The 19,391-nt window shown below is 66.6% G+C and carries 16 protein-coding genes; 2 read left to right on the plus strand and 14 right to left on the minus strand.

The genetic code is table 11. From position 1 onward, the window contains the following. Positions 1-288: 288 nt before the first annotated feature. From B1818_RS10430 to B1818_RS10475, 10 genes are all read right to left on the minus strand, one after another. Positions 289-1,218: an aminoglycoside phosphotransferase family protein gene (locus B1818_RS10430; protein ID WP_058249834.1), complete on the minus strand. Its 930-nt coding sequence runs from the start codon at positions 1,216-1,218 to the stop codon at positions 289-291. Further along, entirely contained in the window at positions 1,215-1,919 is a 705-nt protein-coding gene (locus B1818_RS10435) for a response regulator (protein WP_058249833.1), read from the minus strand. The genes B1818_RS10430 and B1818_RS10435 overlap by 4 nt, the downstream gene beginning before the upstream one ends. Then, positions 1,916-4,465, minus strand: a complete 2,550-nt coding sequence (locus tag B1818_RS10440; protein WP_058249832.1) for a sensor histidine kinase KdpD — start codon at positions 4,463-4,465, stop codon at positions 1,916-1,918. Before B1818_RS10440 ends, B1818_RS10435 begins: the two co-directional genes overlap by 4 nt. 19 nt (positions 4,466-4,484) lie before the next feature. Continuing rightward, a complete protein-coding gene (locus B1818_RS10445) occupies positions 4,485-5,120 on the minus strand; it encodes a potassium-transporting ATPase subunit C (protein ID WP_058249831.1) in 636 nt (211 codons plus the stop codon). A 4-nt stretch (positions 5,121-5,124) separates the two neighbouring features. After that, positions 5,125-7,245, minus strand: coding sequence for a potassium-transporting ATPase subunit KdpB (gene kdpB, locus B1818_RS10450; RefSeq protein WP_078112753.1), 2,121 nt, complete (start codon positions 7,243-7,245; stop codon positions 5,125-5,127). 44 nt (positions 7,246-7,289) lie between these two features. Then, positions 7,290-9,095, minus strand: coding sequence for a potassium-transporting ATPase subunit KdpA (gene kdpA / locus B1818_RS10455; RefSeq protein WP_058249829.1), 1,806 nt, complete (start codon positions 9,093-9,095; stop codon positions 7,290-7,292). A 4-nt stretch (positions 9,096-9,099) separates the two neighbouring features. Continuing rightward, the gene (locus B1818_RS10460) at positions 9,100-9,198 is read right to left on the minus strand and encodes a potassium-transporting ATPase subunit F (protein ID WP_058249828.1); all 99 of its coding nucleotides are present in this window, start codon (positions 9,196-9,198) and stop codon (positions 9,100-9,102) included. A 241-nt stretch (positions 9,199-9,439) separates the two neighbouring features. Next, positions 9,440-9,835, minus strand: a complete 396-nt coding sequence (locus tag B1818_RS10465) for a PPOX class F420-dependent oxidoreductase (RefSeq protein WP_058249827.1) — start codon at positions 9,833-9,835, stop codon at positions 9,440-9,442. Further along, positions 9,832-10,578, minus strand: a complete 747-nt coding sequence (locus B1818_RS10470) for an Asp/Glu/hydantoin racemase (RefSeq protein WP_058249826.1) — start codon at positions 10,576-10,578, stop codon at positions 9,832-9,834. Before B1818_RS10470 ends, B1818_RS10465 begins: the two co-directional genes overlap by 4 nt. 29 nt (positions 10,579-10,607) lie before the next feature. Further along, positions 10,608-11,213 (minus strand): DNA-3-methyladenine glycosylase I, encoded by a 606-nt coding sequence (locus tag B1818_RS10475; protein WP_058249825.1) that lies wholly within the window; start codon positions 11,211-11,213, stop codon positions 10,608-10,610. Between the two features lie 255 nt (positions 11,214-11,468). Between B1818_RS10475 and sigK the strand changes: the two genes are divergently transcribed. Together sigK and B1818_RS10485 are read left to right on the plus strand one after the other, a co-directional pair. Then, positions 11,469-12,023, plus strand: a complete 555-nt coding sequence (gene sigK / locus B1818_RS10480) for an ECF RNA polymerase sigma factor SigK (RefSeq protein ID WP_058249824.1) — start codon at positions 11,469-11,471, stop codon at positions 12,021-12,023. Positions 12,024-12,350: 327 nt separating this feature from the next. Further along, the gene (locus B1818_RS10485; RefSeq protein ID WP_058249823.1) at positions 12,351-14,588 is read left to right on the plus strand and encodes an NADP-dependent isocitrate dehydrogenase; all 2,238 of its coding nucleotides are present in this window, start codon (positions 12,351-12,353) and stop codon (positions 14,586-14,588) included. A 184-nt stretch (positions 14,589-14,772) separates the two neighbouring features. On the opposite strand, the gene B1818_RS23950 is transcribed toward B1818_RS10485, so the two are convergent. The 4 genes from B1818_RS23950 to B1818_RS10505 form a co-directional block, all read right to left on the minus strand. Beyond that, positions 14,773-15,351 carry a hypothetical protein gene (locus B1818_RS23950; protein WP_058249822.1) on the minus strand — a complete coding sequence of 193 codons (579 nt, stop codon included), beginning with the start codon at positions 15,349-15,351 and terminating at the stop codon, positions 14,773-14,775. Between the two features lie 270 nt (positions 15,352-15,621). Continuing rightward, a complete protein-coding gene (locus B1818_RS10495) occupies positions 15,622-16,575 on the minus strand; it encodes an adenylate/guanylate cyclase domain-containing protein (RefSeq protein WP_058249821.1) in 954 nt (317 codons plus the stop codon). Between the two features lie 261 nt (positions 16,576-16,836). Beyond that, complete coding sequence (locus B1818_RS10500; RefSeq protein WP_139114175.1) at positions 16,837-18,759, minus strand: hypothetical protein; 1,923 nt, start codon at positions 18,757-18,759, stop codon at positions 16,837-16,839. Between the two features lie 92 nt (positions 18,760-18,851). Then, entirely contained in the window at positions 18,852-19,388 is a 537-nt protein-coding gene (locus B1818_RS10505) for a hypothetical protein (protein ID WP_231742207.1), read from the minus strand. Positions 19,389-19,391: the final 3 nt, after the last annotated feature.

A 19,391-nucleotide genomic window follows, 5' to 3' on the forward strand; every position in this document is an offset into this window, starting at 1 on the left:
CGCCTAGCGGCTCGTTGCCGGCTCAACCAGCGGAGGGGGTGCCGGCTCAACCAGCGGAGGGAGGTGCCGGCTCAACCAGCGGAGGAGGGTGCCGGCTCAACCAGCGGAGGGGGGTGCCGGCTCAACCAGCGGAGGGGGGGTGCCGGCTCAACCAGCGGAGGGGGGTGCCGCCTCAACCAGCGGAGGGGGGTGCCGGCTCAACCAGCGAGACGTGCCGGCTCAACCAGCGGAGGGAGGGCTCCTCGACCTCGACGCGCTGTCAACGAGAATCGGCGCACGGTCGACGGATCAGTCGATCACCGCTTTCGCGACGGTGATGCAGGTGGTGATCCACTCTCGGTCGGCCGGTCGGAGCGGGCGCGACGCGCGGTCGGCGTCCTCGATCGCCCAGTGCGCGTTGAGGATCATCCGGACGATGACCCAGTCGCGGGCCCGGTCCGGATTGAGGTCCGCCGCATCGGTGATGGTGTAGAAGCGGCGGCGGATGTCGTACCGAACGTCGGATACGCGCGGGCCGAGGCGATTCCACAGCATGGGGGCGAGTTCGTAGTGCGCATCCCCCGACATCGGGCTCGGGTCGATGGCGACCCAGCGGCCGTCGGCATCGGCGAGGACGTTCTCGTGGTGCAGGTCGCCGTGCACGATGACACCCACCGTGGCCGTGTCGGCCAGGAAGTCTCGGCCGACCGACAGCGCCTGCTCGACGAACCGTCGCGGTACCGGGGCGTCCCGCGGGATGCCGGCCAGGCTGTCGAGCCAGCGCTCGAGGTGGGTGGTGAGGAGCGCCAGCCGCCCCGGCGCGGGGACGTGCAACCGGCCGTAGAGCCCGGCGACCACCCGGCATGCTTCGTCATCGTCGACGGTGGTCAGATCGCGTCGCGTCAGTCGTTCGAGGAGGATCGCGCGACGACGCGGATCGGCGCGCAACATGCTTACCGCTCCGCGACCGTGCCAATGTTGCAGTCCCAGTGCCTCTTGCGCGCCTTCGTCGTCACCGTCGAAGGCCACCTTGAGGATTGCCCGCGCACCCTGCCGGTCGAGCACGGGAACGACGAGTGACTCGAACCCGTGCCACAACTCGTCGCCGTCACGACGCAATCCCCACTCGTCCAGGAGCGCCGAGACCGCGCCCGGTAGACGCGACAGCCAGTCCACCCACAGCGGACCGAGCGCGGCCTGCTCCGACAGACCGACCGGGATCTCCGACGCCGTGATCACGGTGCGCCACGGACGAACCGGTAGCCCATTCCGGCCTCGGTCAGGAGGTGCCGCGGGTGCGCCGGGTCCTCCTCGAGTTTGCGTCGAAGACTCGCCAGGTAGACGCGCAGGTAGTTGCTCTGCCCCAGGTACCCCGGGCCCCACACCGTGGTCAGGATGTCACTCTGCGACACCAGTTTTCCCTCGTGACGCACCAGCATCTCCAGGATGCCCCACTCGGTCGGCGTCAGGTGGACCGGAACCTCCCCGCGCGTCACCTGTTTGGCGGCCAGATCCACGACGAAGGCACCCGCGTCCACGACCGGTGCTTTCGACGTCGCGTTCGACACGGCTCCGCGCCGTAGCGCAGCTCGCAGCCGGGCCAGGAACTCCTCCATGCCAAAAGGTTTGGTGACGTAGTCGTCGGCCCCCGAGTCCAGCGCGACGACCTTGTCGGCAGCGTCGGTGCGCGCCGACAGGACGATGACGGGCACCGTCGTCCATCCGCGCAGTCCCTCGAGAACCGTCAGACCGTCGATGTCGGGCAGGCCGAGATCGAGCACCACGACGTGCGGGTTCTCCCGCGCGGCCGCCGTCAGCGCCGCGGCCCCGGTGGCCGCGGTCGTCACCGCGAAGCCACGCGCGTTGAGGTTGATCCGTAAGGCTCGCAACAACTGCGGTTCGTCGTCGACGACCAGGACCCGCGTCTTCTCGGCGCTCATCGAGTCGGCCCTTCGGTCTCGGCGTGCGTATCCTCGTCGGTCGCGGGCAGGTCGACGACCATGGTGGCGCCACCGCCCGGCGTGTCCTCGACGCTCAGCACGCCCCCGATTGCCGTGACGAATCCCCGCGCCACCGACAGCCCCAGGCCCACCCCCGACGACGCGCCGCTGGTGTCGCCATTCTGATGGAAGGGTACGAAGATCTGGTCTCGATCCACCATCGGGAGACCGGTTCCGTGGTCGACGACCCGGATCACGCATCGCGGCGGGTCGGCGGGGGTCAACCGGGCGGTGATCTCGAACTGCCCGCCGCCGTGTCGGCGCGCGTTGTCGATGAGGTTCGCCAGCGCACGCTCCAGCAGTCCGGGATCGGTATACGCCCAGGCATGTTCGAGATCGAAGACCGGGCCCGGTTGCCGGTCGGGTCGCCCCGCCGTCACCGCGGCGCGATGCACGACCTCGGGGAGGAAGGTCCGCTGCCGCTGCGGCCGGACCGCCCCTGCCGCGAGCCGCGAGGAGTCCAGCAGGTTCCCCACCAGCGAGGTGAGGTGGTCGACCGACTCGTCGACGGTCGCCAGCAGTTCCGCGGTGTCTTCGGCGCTGAAGGTGACGTCGTCACTGCGCAGGCTCGACACCGCCGCCTTCGCCGCGGCCAACGGTGTCCGCAGGTCGTGTCCGACCGCCGACAGCAGGGCCCGCCGTAGCTCGTCGGTGCGCGCGAGCGCGTCGGCCGTCGCCGCCTCGGCTTCGAGGGCGTGACGCTGCACGGCGCCCGCCGCCTGCCCGGCCACGGCCGACAGGACGCGACGATCCCGCGCCCCGAGCTTCGGCCCGCGCAGGAGCAGTTCGAACTCGTCACCCGGCACGACGCAGACGGTGTCGGCGTCCTCCGGGGTCGTCGGCGGTGAGTCGCCCACCGCGGCCTCGACCGTCCGGCCGACCCGCGAGGTCCGCCGTACCACCGACACGGCCGACTGATCGTAGGTCTCCCGGAACCGATCCAGCAGCACCGGGACGTCGGCGCCGCCGAGCACGACGCTGGAGAACAGCGCGAGCAGTTCGGCCTCGCGGGCGGCGTCCTGCGCCTGTGCACGTCGAACGGTCGCCGAATCCACCAGCACGGCAACCGCTATCGCGATCAACAGCATGACCAGGATGGTGATCAGATTGTCGGGCTGGCTGATCGTGAACGTGAACCTGGGATCGGTGAAGAAGTAGTTCAGCAGAAGGCCGGAGATGACCGCCGACAACGCGGCCGGCAGGATGCCACCGAGCATCGACACCGCCAGCACCGCAACGAAGTACAGCGCCGATTGGCTGGCGAAACCGAGCCACGGGTCGAGCAGCTGGAGCACCCCGGTGACGGCGGCCGGGACCAGCACCGCGAAGACCCAGCTCAACGGCCGGTGGAAGCGGGTGTCCCGGATGTCTAGTCGGGACCGCCGGGTCGTCTCGTCGTGGGTCACCATGTGCACGTCGATGCGGCCGCTCTCGCTCACCACGGCGGCGCCGACGCCTTCGTCGAAGATCCGCTGCCATCGCGGTCGGCGCGAGGTGCCGAGTACGAGCTGGGTGGCGTTGACGCCACGTGCGAAGTCCAGCAGCGTGTCCGGGATGTCGTCGCCGACGACGGTGTGGATTCGCGCCCCGAATCCCGTCGCGAGTTCCTTGAGCGCGGCGAGGTCCACGCCCGCACCGGTCAGCCCGTCGCCCCTGACCACATGGACGGCCAGCAGTTCGGCGCTCGACCGCGATGCGATCCGGCTCGCGCGGCGGAGCAGGGTCGGCGATTCGGCGCCACCGGTGACGGCCACCACGACCCGTTCACGCGCTTCCCAGGTCTCGGTGATGGAGCGCGCCGCACGATAATCCGCAAGCTTGTCGTCGACCTGGTCGGCGAGCCACAACAGCGCGAGCTCGCGCAGCGCGGTGAGATTGCCCTGCCGGAAGTAGTTGGCCAGGGCACCGTCGACCCGCCCGTTCGGATAGACCTTGCCCGCGGACAGGCGCTGGCGCAACGCTTGCGGATCGATGTCGACGAGTTCGATCTCATCGGCACCGCGCACGATGTCGTCGGGCACGGTCTCCCGTTGGACCACTCCGGTGATCTGGGCGACGACGTCGTTCAGACTCTCCAGATGCTGGATGTTGATCGTCGAGTAGACGTCGAACCCCGCGGCGAGCAACTCCTCGATGTCCTCCCACCGCTTGCGGTTTCGGAGCCCGGGGACATTCGTGTGGGCGAGCTCGTCGACCAGCACCACCTGCGGCCGGCGAGCCAGCACCGCCTCGAGATCCATGTCCTCCAGCGGTGTCCCGCGGTAGGGCCGTCTGGTGCGCGGGACGACCTCCACACCTTCCGCGAGAGCGGCAGTCGCGACCCGACCGTGGGATTCGACGACCCCGATCACGACGTCCACACCCTCGTCGACAAGGGTTCTGGCCTGCGCGAGCATCTCGTAGGTCTTGCCGACGCCGGGCGCACAACCGAGGAACACCCGCAGCTTGCCGCGACCATCGTGGTGCCCGGTCACCGCTGATGTCATCGACCGAGTCTAACCGCGCTCACGGGGCGCGACAGCCGGGCGGCGCGTGCCCCAACGCGAGGTTCACCTCGAGGACGTTCACGCGGGGCTCACCGAGGAATCCGAACTGTCTGCCCTCGGTGTGCGCGTCGATGACCGCCTCGATCTCCGCGGGTGACCGACGGTTCTCGCGCGCGAGCCGGGCGACCTGTAGCCCGGCATAGGCGGGACTGATGTGCGGGTCGAGACCCGACCCCGACCCGGTCACCGCGTCGGCGGGCACCTGAGCGGGGGTCACTCCCTCCCGTTCGGCGATCAGCGCACGACGCGCGGTGACGTTGGTCAGCAGGACCTCGCTGTTGGGCCCCTGATTGGTCGCCGCGGACGCCGACGGATCGCCGGTCGCCATCGGCTCACCCGGGGCGCCCACGACCCGCGCATGCAGGTACGGATCGGGCGCACCCGCTTCGACCTGCGGGTCGACACCGACCAGCGTCGAGCCGACCGCACATCCCGCGGTATCGAACACCCGCGAGCCCTCCGCCCCGTCGGTGTTCACCCGCGAGATCGCCCACACGGCAGCGGGATAGACGAGACCGAGGATGATCGTGAGACCGAGGATCATGCCCGCGGCGGCGACGCATTGCCGGACGAAGCCGGACCAGACTGTGTTCATGACGTCATCCCATTCCCGGAAGAAGACGAACGAGGAGATCGATCAGCCAGATACCGATGAACGGCGTGACCACCCCACCGATTCCATAGACGAGTAGGTTGCGGCCCAACAACTTCGACGCCGAGTCCGGCCGGTAGCGCACGCCGCGCAACGACAGCGGGATGAGCGCCACGATGATCAGTGCGTTGAAGATCACCGCGGACACGATCGCCGACTGCGCCGAATGCAGGCCCATGATGTTCAGGGCGTCGAGTTGCGGATAGACGGCGGTGAACATCGCGGGCAGGATCGCGAAGTACTTCGCGAGGTCGTTGGCGAGCGAGAACGTCGCCAGGGCACCTTGGGTGATCAGCAACTGCTTGCCGATGCCGACGACCTCGATGAGTTTCGTCGGGTCGGAGTCGAGATCCACCATGTTGCCGGCTTCCTTGGCCGCCGATGTCCCGGTGCTCATCGCGAGGCCCACGTCGGCCTGCGCCAGAGCGGGTGCGTCGTTGGTGCCGTCGCCGGTCATCGCGACGAGGCGCCCGGCGGCCTGCTCGGAGCGGATGAGATCCAGCTTCTGCTCGGGTGTGGCCTCGGCGACGAAGTCGTCGACACCGGCCTCGGTCGCGATGGCCCGGGCGGTGAGCGGGTTGTCGCCGGTGACCATCACGGTGCGGATGCCCATCGCGCGCAGCTGCGCGAACCGTGCCGTCATGCCCGGTTTCACCACGTCGGACAACGCGATCACACCCATGACCCGGGCCGGTTGCCCGTGGGTGCGAACCCCGACCACGAGCGGTGTACCGCCCGCCGACGAGACCCGCTCCACATCGGCGGCGACGGTGTCGTCGACGGTGCCCTCGCCGGCGGCGACCCATCGGGCGACCGCATCGGCGGCGCCCTTGCGGTACTCGACCGTGGCCCCGCCGCTTGCCACACCATCGGCCCGGGAGTCCACGCCACTCATTCGGGTCTGCGCGGTGAACGGGATGATCGTGTCGCTGACCGGACGGTCTGGGCCCGTCTCCGCGTCGGCGGCCACCCCGTACGCGGTCCGGCAGAGGTCGACGATGCTTCGTCCCTCGGGGGTGTCGTCGGCGAGGCTGCACCGGTGGGCGACCCGTGCCAGTTCCTCGACGGACACTCCCGGTGCCGGGAACAGGTCGGCGGCACGACGATTGCCGTAGGTGATCGTCCCGGTCTTGTCCATCAGCAGGGTGTCGATGTCGCCGGCCGCCTCGACCGCGCGCCCCGACATGGCCAGAACGTTGCGTTGCACCAGCCGATCCATGCCGGCGATGCCGATCGAGCTGAGCAGGGCGCCGATGGTCGTCGGTATGAGGCACACCAGCAGCGCGATCAATTTCACCGGATCGGGCGACTGCCCGGCGTACTCCTGCATCGGCCCGACGGCGACGACCGCGAGCAGGAAGATCACCGTCAGGCTCGTCAGCAGGATGTCCAGCGCGATCTCATTGGGGGTCTTCTTTCGGGCGGCGCCTTCGACGAGCGCGATCATCCGGTCGACGAAGGTCTCCCCCGGCGCCGTGGTGATCCGGACGACGATGCGGTCGGAGAGCACCACGGTTCCGCCGGTGACCGCCGAGCGATCGCCACCGGATTCGCGGACGACCGGCGCCGACTCACCGGTGATCGCCGACTCGTCCACGGTGGCGATCCCGTCGACGACGTCGCCGTCACCGGCGATGACCTCGCCCGCTTCGACCACGACAAGGTCGCCGATCCGCAGGTCGCTGCCGGCGATCTCCTCGGTCGCCCCGACGCCGACGCCGGCGACGTCGTCGTCGGCGATGAGCCGACGGGCGACCGTGTCCCGCTTCACCTTTCGTAGACTGTCGGCCTGCGCCCGGCCACGTCCCTCGGCGACGGCTTCGGCGAGGTTGGCGAACAGCACGGTGAACCACAGCCAGGCGGCGACGGTCCAGCTGAACCAGGATGGCCGCAGCATCGCGAGCAGGGTGGTGACGACGGCTCCGAGGAACACGACGAACATCACCGGGTTCCGGGCCTGATCGCGCGGGCTGAGCTTCCGCAGTGCCAGCGGCATCGACGTCACCAGCGAACGCACGTCGAAGGCGCCGCGCGACACCAGCGTCGGCTCGGGGTCGGTGGGATCCACGACGCCCGTCTTGTCAGGATCGTCGGTGGTGACGAGTTGTGTGGTCACAGCAGTGCCTCGGCAATCGGTCCCAGCGCCATGGCCGGGAAGAAGGTGAGACCGGCGACGAGCACGATGGTCGCGGTCAGAAGGAATCCGAACAGGAGTCCGGAGGTGGGCAGGGTCGAACGCGTATCCGCCGCAACGTCATCGGTGGCGGTGTCGGCAGGGACGGTGAGAACCGCGGTCGACGCGCCGCCGACTCGGTCCCCGGTGGCGGCCGACGGTCGCGCGGGGTCCCCGGACCGGGCGTCACCGCCGCGCGGCGTCTGCCGGGCGAGCAGCCCGGCCAGCGCGAGCACCAGCACGATGGGCAGGAAACGGCCCAAGAGCATGGCCATGCCGAGCGAGGCCTGGAACCAGTCACCGGTCACCGTGAGTCCGCCGAACGCACTGCCGTTGTTGTTCGCCGCCGATGCGTATGCGTACAGGACTTCGGTGAACCCGTGGATCGAGCCCGGAGTGCCCGGCTCTCCGCTGTTGCCCTGCGCCTGCGTCGTCGATCCCAGGATCATGGAGATCCCGGTGCCGATCAACACGAGCGCCGGCATCACCAGCACGTACAGCGCGGCCATGGTGATCTCGTGCTGTCCGATGCGTTTACCGAGGAACGTGGGCGAGCGCCCGACGAGCAGACCACCGATGAAGACGGTGATCATCGCCATCACGAGGATGCCGTACAGACCCGATCCCACACCGCCGGGTGCGACCTCACCGAGCAGCATGTTCCACAGGACGGCGCCGCCGCCGACCGCCGAGAAACTGTCGTGCGCGGAGTTCACCGCGCCGGTCGACGTGCCGGTGGTCGACACCGCGAACAGCGCCGATCCGGGGATGCCGAACCGGACCTCCTTGCCTTCCATCATCGCCCCGGCGGCCGCGGAAGCGCCTCCGGCGGTGCGGCTCTCGAAGATCCACACGAGCGTGAGCATCAGCGACCAGATCGCGGCCATCACGCCGAGCAGCGTCAGTCCCTGCCGGCGGTCGCCGACCATCCTTCCGTAGGTGCGCGTCAGGCAGACCGGAATCAACAGGAGTGCGGCGATCTCCAGCAGGTTCGACAGCGGCGTCGGGTTGGAGAACGGGTGTGCCGAGTTCGCCGACAGTGTCCCGCCACCGTTGGTGCCGAGTTCCTTGATGGCCTCCTGCGAGGCGAACGGGCCGAGCATGCTCCGCGCATCGGCACCGTCGAGGGTCGTCCAGCCGAACCCGGTGTGCCAGGACTGCACCAGCCCCTGGGTGATCAGCAGTGTCGCGAGGACGAGGCTGAGCGGCAACAGGATTCGGACCGATCCGCGCACCAGGTCCACCCAGAAGTTCCCGATCTCGCCGGTTCCGCGGCGGCTCACGATCCCGCGGATGACCGCGATGGCGACCGCCAGTCCCACCGCCGCGGACACGAAGTTCTGGACGGCGAGGCCGAGCATCTGTGTCAGGTTGCTCATCACGACTTCGGGCGAGAAGGACTGCCAGTTGGTGTTGCTGACGAAAGAGATGGCGGTGTTGAACGCCATCGACGGGGCCACACCGGACTTGCCGTCGGACCACGGCAACTCCCCTTGCAGACGCTGCAACAGGTAGACGACGAGGAACGAGATCAGCGAAAAGGCCAGCACCGCAAGGGCGTAACCCACCCAGGTCTGCTGGCGGCGGAGGTCCACCCGCGCCATCCGGTAGAGGACGCGCTCGACGAGAAGGTCCTTCTCACCGGTGTAGACGCGTGCCATGTGATCGCCCAGAGGGACGTAGGCGACGGCGAGGATGACGACCAGCGCGGCCACCTGCAGCAGTCCCGCAACAGTTGTGTTCACGGCGTCAGAACCTCTCCGGGAACACCAGCGCGACGAGCAGGAACACCACGGTCGCGGCGGCGAAAGCCAGCAGCACGACGTTGGTCACCCCGTCGGCGGTCACGATCTGGTCCGCACATCGAGGGCCCGCACCGCCAGCACACACAGGGCGAACCCTGCGAGGGCCAGCAGCACGTACACGAGATCCGCCACGCAGTCACTCTCCGATCACATCGACGTCCACCACTCGGTGGCCACGTCGAAGAATCACGCAGCCCGACGGGCCGCGAAAGAGCTCTTAACGCATTCCATACGCGGTTCGCGTCATTGTTGACGCCGCGTTGACATCCGCGCGCTTCTGACCTTTACGCCGTAGGCGTGATGACGATCCCCACGCTGCCGTGATCGCCCCGGCGGAGCTTGCTGCCGAGCATGGTGATCTTGCCGAGGAGTCCGTACTTGTCGGTGATGGCCTTCTTGACGCGACCGCTGTCCGCGGCGTCGAGCACCTCGGCGGTACCGCTGACCGGTGCGCCGAAAGTCTTGTGGCCCCGGACGTCACAGGCCTGCACGACGATGAGCGGATCGCGTCGCAGACGCTTGACCTTCCACGAATCCGCGACGGTCCACATGACGAGTTGGTCGCCGTCGAGCGCCGCCCACAGCGGCGAGGTCACCGCAGTGCCGTCCTTGCGGTAGGTCGTCAGATTCACGTACTTGGCGGTGCCTGCTTCGCCGAATGTCGCCGCGCTCGAGGTCATGCGGCAATGCTACGGGCAAACAGTGTCTGCGCATGGCCTTCCGACGAGCCGTCGGGCCCGTTGATCTCACCGAGAACCCCGGCGTCGCACAGGGTCGCCCAGGCGGTGACCTGGTTCGCCGACAGGACGGGCTTGCCGAGTTCGGCTTCGAGCCCGGCGAGGATGTCGTAGGTCCACAGGTTCGTGCAGGACACGAAGATCGCGTCGGCGTCGGGGTGGTCCGCGGCGCGTATGAGGTCCGCGGTCACGTGGTACGGAATGGTCCAGATCTCGGAGTTCCGCCCGAGTCCCGCCTGGGCGACGACGCTCCGGCCGGACTCGGCGAGGAAATCGCACAGCAGGCCGGTGAGGGACGCGGTGTACGGCGTGGCGACCGAGAGCGTACCGACGTTCAGCGCATCGAGGGCGCGGATCAGGGCCTCGGACGTCGTCACCGCCCGGTCGGCGCCGGCCGCGACCATGCAGTTCGAGATCTCGAGCGCGCCGGCCATCCCGTAGACGAAGCTGCCCGACGCGCAGGCGTAACCGAAGGAACGCGGACCGACCGACGAGACGGCGCGCACGGCGGCGGCGATCTCGGCGTGGTTGTTGAGGTCGCGGCACAGTTCCACGTCCACCGGCGCGTCGATGAAACCGGTGCGGGTGAAGTACAGCGACACCGAATCCGGCATCCACCGCCACAGCTCACGATCGAGAGCCATGTCGAACGGGCACACCATCCCGATGCCGATTTGGGCCGTCATGCAGGGATGATGGCACATTGTCGGATTGTCTACAATTTGTGCGGCCTCGCCTTGCGCAGCGCCGCTTCCACGTCCTCGCGGATCACGCAGCCGTACGCGTGGTCGTTGACCATTCCCGTTGCCTGCATGAGGGCGAACATCGTGGTCGGACCGACGAACCGCCAGCCGCGCTTCTTCAGGTCCTTGGACAGAGCGAGCGACTCGGGCGAGGTCGTCATCGAACCGGGTACGTGGTCCCCGGCGGGGGCATAGTTCCAGAAATAGGACTCCAGCGACCCCTGCTCGTCGATCAATTCGACGGCCCGGCGAGCATTGTTGATCGATGCCTCGATCTTGCCGCGGTGTCGGATGATGCCGGCGTCGGCGAGCAGCCTGGCGACGTCGGCCTCGGTGAAGCGTGCCACGCGTTCGATGTCGAACCCCGCGAACGCCGCACGGAAGTTCTCCCGCTTGATCAGGATCGTCCGCCAGCTCAGACCCGACTGGAAGCCCTCGAGGCAGACACGCTCGAACAGCGCCGTGTCACCGGCGATCGGGAACCCCCACTCCGTGTCGTGATAGGTGGTCTCCGGTTCGCGCGCCGCCCACAGGCAACGTGCACGACCGTCGGCGATCGTTGTGGTGTCGTCAGGCATCCACGCTCCTCTCGTGGCGAGCAGGCTACTCCGCGGCGCCGACATCCCAGCTCATCGGCGGTTCGGAGGGTAGGAGCGCCGCCGTTATCTCCCCGTTACCAAGTATTGCGAAAGCGTCCCGTTGTGTGTCGCGATGATCACTTTGCGCAGCGCGGGGCCTAGCGTTGGACACATCGCAACTCGGCCACCCGGCGCAGTGCCGCCCGACGTGAGCCCCGAGAGCGGGACAATCCATCTGCGGCAAGGAGCTTCGTGATGAAAGACACCGAACTGAGCACTCTCCTCGCCCGGGTGGCCACCGGCGACATGGACGCGTTCGCGCAGTTCTACGACGCGACGTGTGACCGGGTCTACGGCATGACGCTGCGTGTCCTCCGCGATCCGGGCTACAGCGAGGAGGCCACCCAGGAGACGTTCCTGGCGGTCTGGCGCAATGCTGACGCCTACGATCCCGCGTCCGGCTCCGCACTGTCATGGATTCTCACGCTCGCACATCGGCGCGCGGTCGATCGCGTGCGATCGGAGTCGGCGGCGACCCGCCGGACAGTGGCCTACGGCATCGCCGACACCGGCCGCGAGGTCGACGAGGTCAGCGAATCGGTGGAGCGACGCGAGATCGCCCGCCTGATCCACACCGGCCTGGAAACCCTCACCCCGCTGCAGCGCCAGGCGATCGAGCTCGCCTACTTCCATGGGCTCACCTACCGCGAGGTCGCCGAACATCTCGACGTCGCCCTGCCGACCGTCAAGTCCCGCATCCGGGACGGCCTGATCAGGCTCCGGCAGACCGTGCCGGTTCGCGTCGCCTGACACCACCCGCGCCAAGCCCCACCGTCCCGACCGACCCCGCTCGACGGCGATCACCCGCCAACCGAGTGGGGTCGACTCATGTCGGCACCCGGGCGAACCATCTGTGGCGTCGACCACACAAATTTTGGGACGCAGGCCAGGTCACAGCCGTTACCACCTGGCGTTCGACGCGAATCCACCGACCACGTCTCCCGCCGCCCGGCCCGGACAGGCAAAATCATGGGTGGATGTCACGCGAGTCCATCCCCGTCGTGATATCGGTAAAACCGGACCCACAAGGCCGAACACACAAACGCGTCGACCAAGACAGAATCGAGAACACATCGCATGAGTGCCGAACAGCCGACCATCATCTATACGCTGACCGACGAGGCACCCATGCTCGCCACTCACGCGTTTCTGCCGGTCGTGCGCACGTTCGCCGGAGCGGCCGGGATCGCCGTCGAGACCAGCGACATCTCCGTCGCGGCTCGCATCCTCGCCGAGTTCTCCGACCTCCTGCCCGATGACCAGAAGGTCACCGACAACCTGGGCGAGCTCGGCAAGCTGACCCAGAAGTCCGACACCAACATCATCAAGCTCCCCAACATCTCCGCGTCGGTCCCCCAGCTGCTCGCCGCCATCAAGGAGCTCCAGGGCAAGGGTTACGACCTGCCCGACTTCCCGGGCAACCCGAAGACCGACGAGGAGCGCGCGATTCGCGACCGGTACACCAAGTGCCTCGGTAGCGCCGTGAACCCCGTTCTGCGCGAAGGCAACTCGGACCGTCGAGCACCGAAGGCGGTCAAGGAGTACGCGAAGAAGCACCCGCACAGCATGGGTGAGTGGTCGATGGCTTCGCGCACCCACGTCGCCCACATGCGCGAAGGCGACTTCTACCACGGTGAGAAGTCGATGACCGTCTCCGGCGACCGCAAGGTCAAGATGGAGCTGATCACCGACTCCGGCGAGACCCTCGTGCTCAAGCCCGAGGTCACGCTGACCGACGGTGACGTCATCGACAGCATGTTCATGAGCAAGAAAGCCCTGATCAAGTTCTACGAGGAACAGATCGACGACGCATACAAGACCGGCGTGATGTTCTCGCTGCACGTCAAGGCCACCATGATGCGGGTCTCGCACCCGATCGTCTTCGGGCACGCGGTCAAGGTCTTCTACCGCGAGGCCTTCGAGAAGCACGGCGAACTCTTCGACGAGCTCGGCGTCAACGTCAACAACGGGCTGTCGGATCTCTACAGCAAGATCGAGTCGCTGCCCAGCGCGCAGCGCGAGGAGATCATCGACGACCTGCACAAGTGCCACGAGCATCGCCCCGAGCTGGCGATGGTCGACTCGGCCCGCGGCATCACCAACTTCCACTCCCCCAGCGACGTCATCGTCGACGCCTCGATGCCGGCCATGATCCGCGCGGGCGGCAAGATGTACGGCGCCGACGGCCGGCTCAAGGACACCAAGGCCGTCAACCCGGAGTCGACCTTCTCCCGCATCTACCAGGAGATGATCAACTTCTGTAAGACCAACGGACAGTTCGATCCCACGACGATGGGCACGGTGCCCAACGTCGGTCTGATGGCGCAGAAGGCCGAGGAGTACGGCTCGCACGACAAGACCTTCGAGGTCCCCGCGGGCGGCACCGCCAACATCACCGATCTGGAGACCGGCGAGGTGCTGCTCACCCAGACCGTCGAAGAGGGCGACATCTGGCGTCTGTGCATCGTCAAGGACGCGCCCATCCAGGACTGGATCAAGCTGGCCGTGAACCGGTGCCGCGATTCCGGGATGCCGGTGCTCTTCTGGCTCGACCCGTACCGCCCGCATGAGAACGAGCTGATCAAGAAGGTCCACAAGTACCTGCCGGATCACGACACCGAGGGCCTCGACATCCAGATCATGTCGCAGGTCCGCGCCATGCGGTACACCCTCGAGCGCGTCGTCCGCGGCCTGGACACCATCTCGGCGACGGGCAACATCCTGCGCGACTACCTGACCGACCTGTTCCCGATCCTGGAACTCGGCACCAGCGCCAAGATGCTGTCGATCGTCCCGCTGATGGCCGGCGGCGGACTCTACGAGACCGGCGCGGGCGGTTCTGCGCCGAAGCACGTCAAGCAGCTCATCGAGGAGAACCACCTCCGCTGGGACTCGCTCGGCGAGTTCCTCGCGCTCGCGGTGAGCCTCGAGGACGTGGGCAAGAAGTTCGACGACAAGCGCGCCGTTCTCCTCGCGAAGGCCCTCGACACCGCCACCGGCAAGCTGCTCGAGAACGACAAGGGACCGTCGCGCAAGACCGGCGAACTCGACAACCGCGGCAGCCAGTTCTACCTGGCGCTCTACTGGGCGCAGGAACTCGCCGCGCAGACCGAGGACGACGAGCTCGCGAAGCACTTCTCGTCGCTGGCCGAAACCCTCGCGGCCAACGAGGACAAGATCGTCGAGGAGCTCAACGCGGTGCAGGGCGAGCAGGTCGACATCGGCGGCTACTACTACCCCGACTGGGACAAGACCGCCGCCGTCATGCGTCCGAGCACGACGTTCAACGAGGCGCTCGCCGCCGCGCAGCGCTGACTGGAAGCCGGCGTGGGTCTCGAGTGAGACCCACGCCGACTCGTCAGACCCATTCGAACTGGTTCAGACGCTGGCCCGAACTATTCGTCGCGACAGACGACATCCGGGCTGCGGAGTAGTGCATGCGATCGACAACATCCTCAAGGTTTGGAACCCGCAGCCGGGGTTGACCAGTCGTGCGGTGTCACGGCCCGTCGTGCGGAGAACGCGACGCCCGCCCGCGAGAGATCACGCAGCGAGTCGCTTCGAAAGCCACCACGATGACCAGCGCACACAGTGCTCCTGTCAGCGGGAAGTACACGAGCTCGGGCGACACGTCGAAGTGGCGCGGGCCACCACTCACCATCATGGGATGGGCCTCGATCCAGGCATCGGTCAGGACGAATGACGGGTCGTCGAAATTCTGGATCAGCACAATGGGTTGCACCCGGCGCGCGTAGAGGGCAGCGAACAGTCCGATGACAGCCCCGGTTGCGAGCGCCGCCACCATCGAGACCGTGGTCTGTCGCCATCCCTGCCCGGAAGCCGTCACCGGCACCGTAGCCAGGCCTATCACGGACCCAATCAGCAATCCGGCAGCAGGAAACACCAGAAGTTCGGGAAACCAGCGCGGACCTGCTACCGCCAGCAGGTAGTCGGCGATGATGAAGAACCCACGATCCTGACCAGCGAACTCGCCCGTAGGGTCGCTGAGAACGAGTTGGCGCGGACTCGCATACCGCCAGCCGAAAACCGCGACGAGACCAACGACAGCACCAGTCACCGCCGACCCTGCGACCTGCCTTGTTGCGCGCGCTCGGATGGGGAATCATCTGTCTCTCGGTTGCTGACGTGAACTGTCGACGGGATGATGATCGAGGCGGGTGCTACCAGTTCCGGTGCGCTCGCTTCGACTCAGGGGACACATGAAGTCGTCTATTATCGGCCCTTCAATGAGGCTGTGGGAGTACCGTTCTCGGCGCTGTCTGACGTAAGTTCTGTTGGTCGCGATCTTAGGATTCGACTGTCGGACCTTCATAACGTCGGGGATCGATCAGTCGGAGTAGCGGGGCACGACGGCGAACACCTCGATGTCGCGCGGTACCCCCTTGGCGCGGAATCGCCGACGACGAGTGGCGTACCGATCGGCGCCGGCGGCCTCGACGGCCGCTCCGCTGGCCAACAGCTCACCGGCTCCCGCCGCTGCCGCGACCCGAGCGGCGACGTTCACATCGACACCGAGGAAATCGTCACCGACCGCCCGCGGTTCGCCGGTGTGGAGACCGGCTCGCAGCTGTGGCCGGTAGTCCCCTACCGTCAGGGCACTCACGGCGACGATCACCTCGTGACCGGCCTCGATCGCTTTGACACCGTCGATGAACACGGCCATCGTCCCGTCGCCGAGATGTTTGACGATACGTCCGCCGCGGCTGCGCACGATGTTCTCGGTGACGCCGTTGACGTCGCGGAGGAGTTGGAGGACCTGGTCGTCTCCCGCATGCAGGGCCCACGTCGAGAATCCGACGAGATCGGTGAACAAGATGGTGGCGGGGACTGGGGTGCGTTCGGATCGACGACGTCGTGTGGTCACCAACGCCTGCCACACCTGGATCGAGGCGAGGCCGAGCTCTCGTATGGCACTGGGTTTTTCGGGCCGGGACTCGCTGATGAGGCGTGCCACGCGGTCAGATGCACGCGGCCCGGTGATCGGGTTCTCGTCGTGCGGGATCAGATCTCGTGCGGCGCGAGCCGCCTTGACGACCCCGGCGCTGGAGTCGGTGCGGGCCAGCAGGTCGGCCATCCGGCGCCCGGGTCCGGGACGGTCGGGATCGTCGCGTCGGACGGGAAGCCGGTCGCCCCGACGACGGGTCGACCCACCGGTCCTATCGTTCGCTGCGGAGGGTTCGTCCGGGCCGTCCGCGTCGGATGTCGCATCGTCGTCGGTCGGACCGGGATCCGGGAGACCGTCGCGGTCGCGGTCACGTGTCGAGTCGTCGGCTCCGGTCACGCCTCGAGTCTAGTGGCCCCGCTCATCGCGAGACCGACACCGCCGCGCCCTCGGGCCGCCGCAGACCGCGACCCCGTCTCGGACGCCGTTCGAGACGATCCCGGCATCGATGTCACCGCGGACGCCACGGTCCGCTGGGGCGGGCCCGTCATAACCCCCACGTGATACGACCACCATGGGGGACAGACGAATGCGTTACCCATTGTCATAACCGACGCTACGCCCGCCCAAAAGTGGCCAGGCGACCGTCTGGACTGTCTGTCAGCGGCCTTCTTCGTCTACCAAGTTCGTTGGGTCTTCGGCGACTCTGACGGCACGGCCGTCGCGCTCGACAAACTCGTGTCGGTTGTCGAAGTTCGGTTGGTCGCGCCGCAGGCGCGCGAGTTCTGCTGCCACTGACTGGCGAAGGGGCGGCGGTATGGCAGCGATCGCGCGTTGTTCAGTGCGCGAACGCAGATGCTCGAACAAGTCCCATCCTCGCCGGTGTTCTCGCTGACTCATAGGAGAGTTGAGGTGCTGGCGATCGAGAAACTCACTCAGCGGCACCGGGAGCGGCTCGCGGCCGTACCGGCCTTGTGGATCAACATTGCGCCAGCGTTTGAGTAGGACAAAAATATCGATGCCGCGCTCTGCAAGTCCATCGAGTCGGAGCAAGTCACGCCAGGTGAGAATTGCCGGGACATGGACCTTAGTGGCGTTCGGGTTCTGGTTGTACTTGCGTACTAGGACGAATGCCCTTGTATACACCGCGTTCTCGACTGCGATGTCGCCTGGAATTCCCGCGTCGGGAACAACCACGATCGGGACAAATCTTGTGCGACCGGTGACCGCCGTACGCAACCTGTTCCAGCCTCGGCTCATGAAAAGGTCGACGGTGCTGAGTAACTGCCGGAATTTGGTTGTCGTGAACCGTTGTTCAATCTCTAGCTGCAGCGATTCGATCGTCGCCGCACCTTCCGCGAAGGGTTGGGGCAAGCTACGCATGTTGGCGTCGATCAGAATGCAACCATGCCCACGAGAGAGCGCGAAATCGCAGATCTTTGGCGGTGTCGACTTGTTCGTTCTCCAGACTCGCTTCATCTCGGACTCTTCGACGAGCACAGTCTCTCCCGATTCGTCGTAGGCACAGATCCGTTGGAGGACCTCGCCAACGCGTTCCTCGAAGATGTTCCGCATTGCCTCTGCGTAGTGATCAGCCTTCTTTGAGTCGGCCACGCGCAGCATGTGTTCGGTCTCGAGGTAGAGATGGTCGCCGAAGATGCGTTGGATCACGTACTGAAATCGGATGGGTAGCAGTGTGCCGTCGTCGAGACGCACAAACGGGGTCTGTTGCAGCTTGTAGCGAGTCCAGAGCGACGCGTTCTGGGCTCGTTCCTGCGCCAGCTGGTTGCGCAAATCTGCGATTGACACCGTGCAATGGCTCATCAGGAAGTCGACGGCTTCTGGTGCGACGGCGTAGCGACCGAAGAACTCAGGCTCGATACACGTAAGTGCTTCGTGTTTCCAGAGGTTGTAGAACAGCCACCCGAGTGACAGGAGGTCGTCGAGATCGACCCCGGTGATCTCGGCCCACTGCGCGGCTGGAGAGTCGGCGAGGTTACGCTTGACCTTGTCGGAGGTTCTGTCTGACCAGCCTCGATACCAGATCCCCTCCGTCGACGCCGACAGGAGTTCCAGGGGCTCGGGATGCAGCAGTGCTGTTTGGGTCAGGCGGGTCAGCGTCATCTCGTCGAGCATCTGGTCAAGGCCTGCCCCCTCCGTGGGCATTGCTGCGTCATGGGCTTCAGCCGACAGGCTCAGAAAGACCGCCAGGAGTTCGTCACTCGTGGGCGCGGTATCCCCGTCCACATCGGCCCACTCGATGACTTCTTTGATCGCCAGGAACAGCGGCATCGGATGCAGCACAGCGTTGCCGCGAGCCAGCAGGTCGGCAGTCTGCGCGCCAGCTGGTTCGCTGACCTCGGACAAGAAAGCGAGCACAACGTCGTCATCACTGTTCGTCATGCGGGCCAGGTCCAGGTCAGCGAAGATTCGCGAAAGCCGCTCGAGAGTCGGCAAGAGACCGACGTGACCCCAGAACTCGCGTCGCGCTTCGATGTCGAGGTAGGAAAGAGCCGGCACGTCTTCGATCCGCACGACGCGCGGCGCGCCTTCATCCACACGGATCATTCCATCGAAATTCACTCATCCATCATTACGGTCGGCCCTCACAGGCGGGTCGTCATTAGTTCGAGTGGCGCTGTACGAACTACGCGAAGCGTGCTGCACCCGTTCGATCAGAATGGGGCGGCGGAAATGTAGAGCCATGTGCTGCGGTCACCCGCCTGGGGGTCGAACCAGACGGTGAGATGACCGCCCCACTCCCCCGCTGACGCCGGGTCGTTGTAGTCGCCAGCCGGCCGGCCACATGCCGTCAGAGTCGGTGAGCGCGGCGGACCGTGCCTCGACGGTGAGCGCATCGACGCCATATTCGGCGGATCGGTGGTCGCACAGCGCAGCCGTGACTGCCGAATGATCCTGTCGCGCAGCATCGCACTGTCCGATTTCACGACGAGGTAAGCACTCGGTTTGCCTTGCAACTGCGATGTCACTTCCCCGTAGTCGATGGCACTGTCGTTCAGGTGAACACCCATGGCTTCGGCGATCCGTTCAGCCCCGTCGGCGTCTTCTGTGACCGACACCTTGGACAAGCTGTCCTCGAACCACGACGAGCGAAGAGTGAGCCAACCAGCGGCACCGATGAGCACGATCGCGGCGGCGAAGGCGGTGATGATTCCACCGAGCACCCAGAAAAACAACACCTTGGTACGCACTCA

Source organism: Gordonia sp. IITR100 (assembly GCF_002009645.1).
In the GTDB taxonomy this organism is placed as follows: domain Bacteria; phylum Actinomycetota; class Actinomycetes; order Mycobacteriales; family Mycobacteriaceae; genus Gordonia; species Gordonia hongkongensis.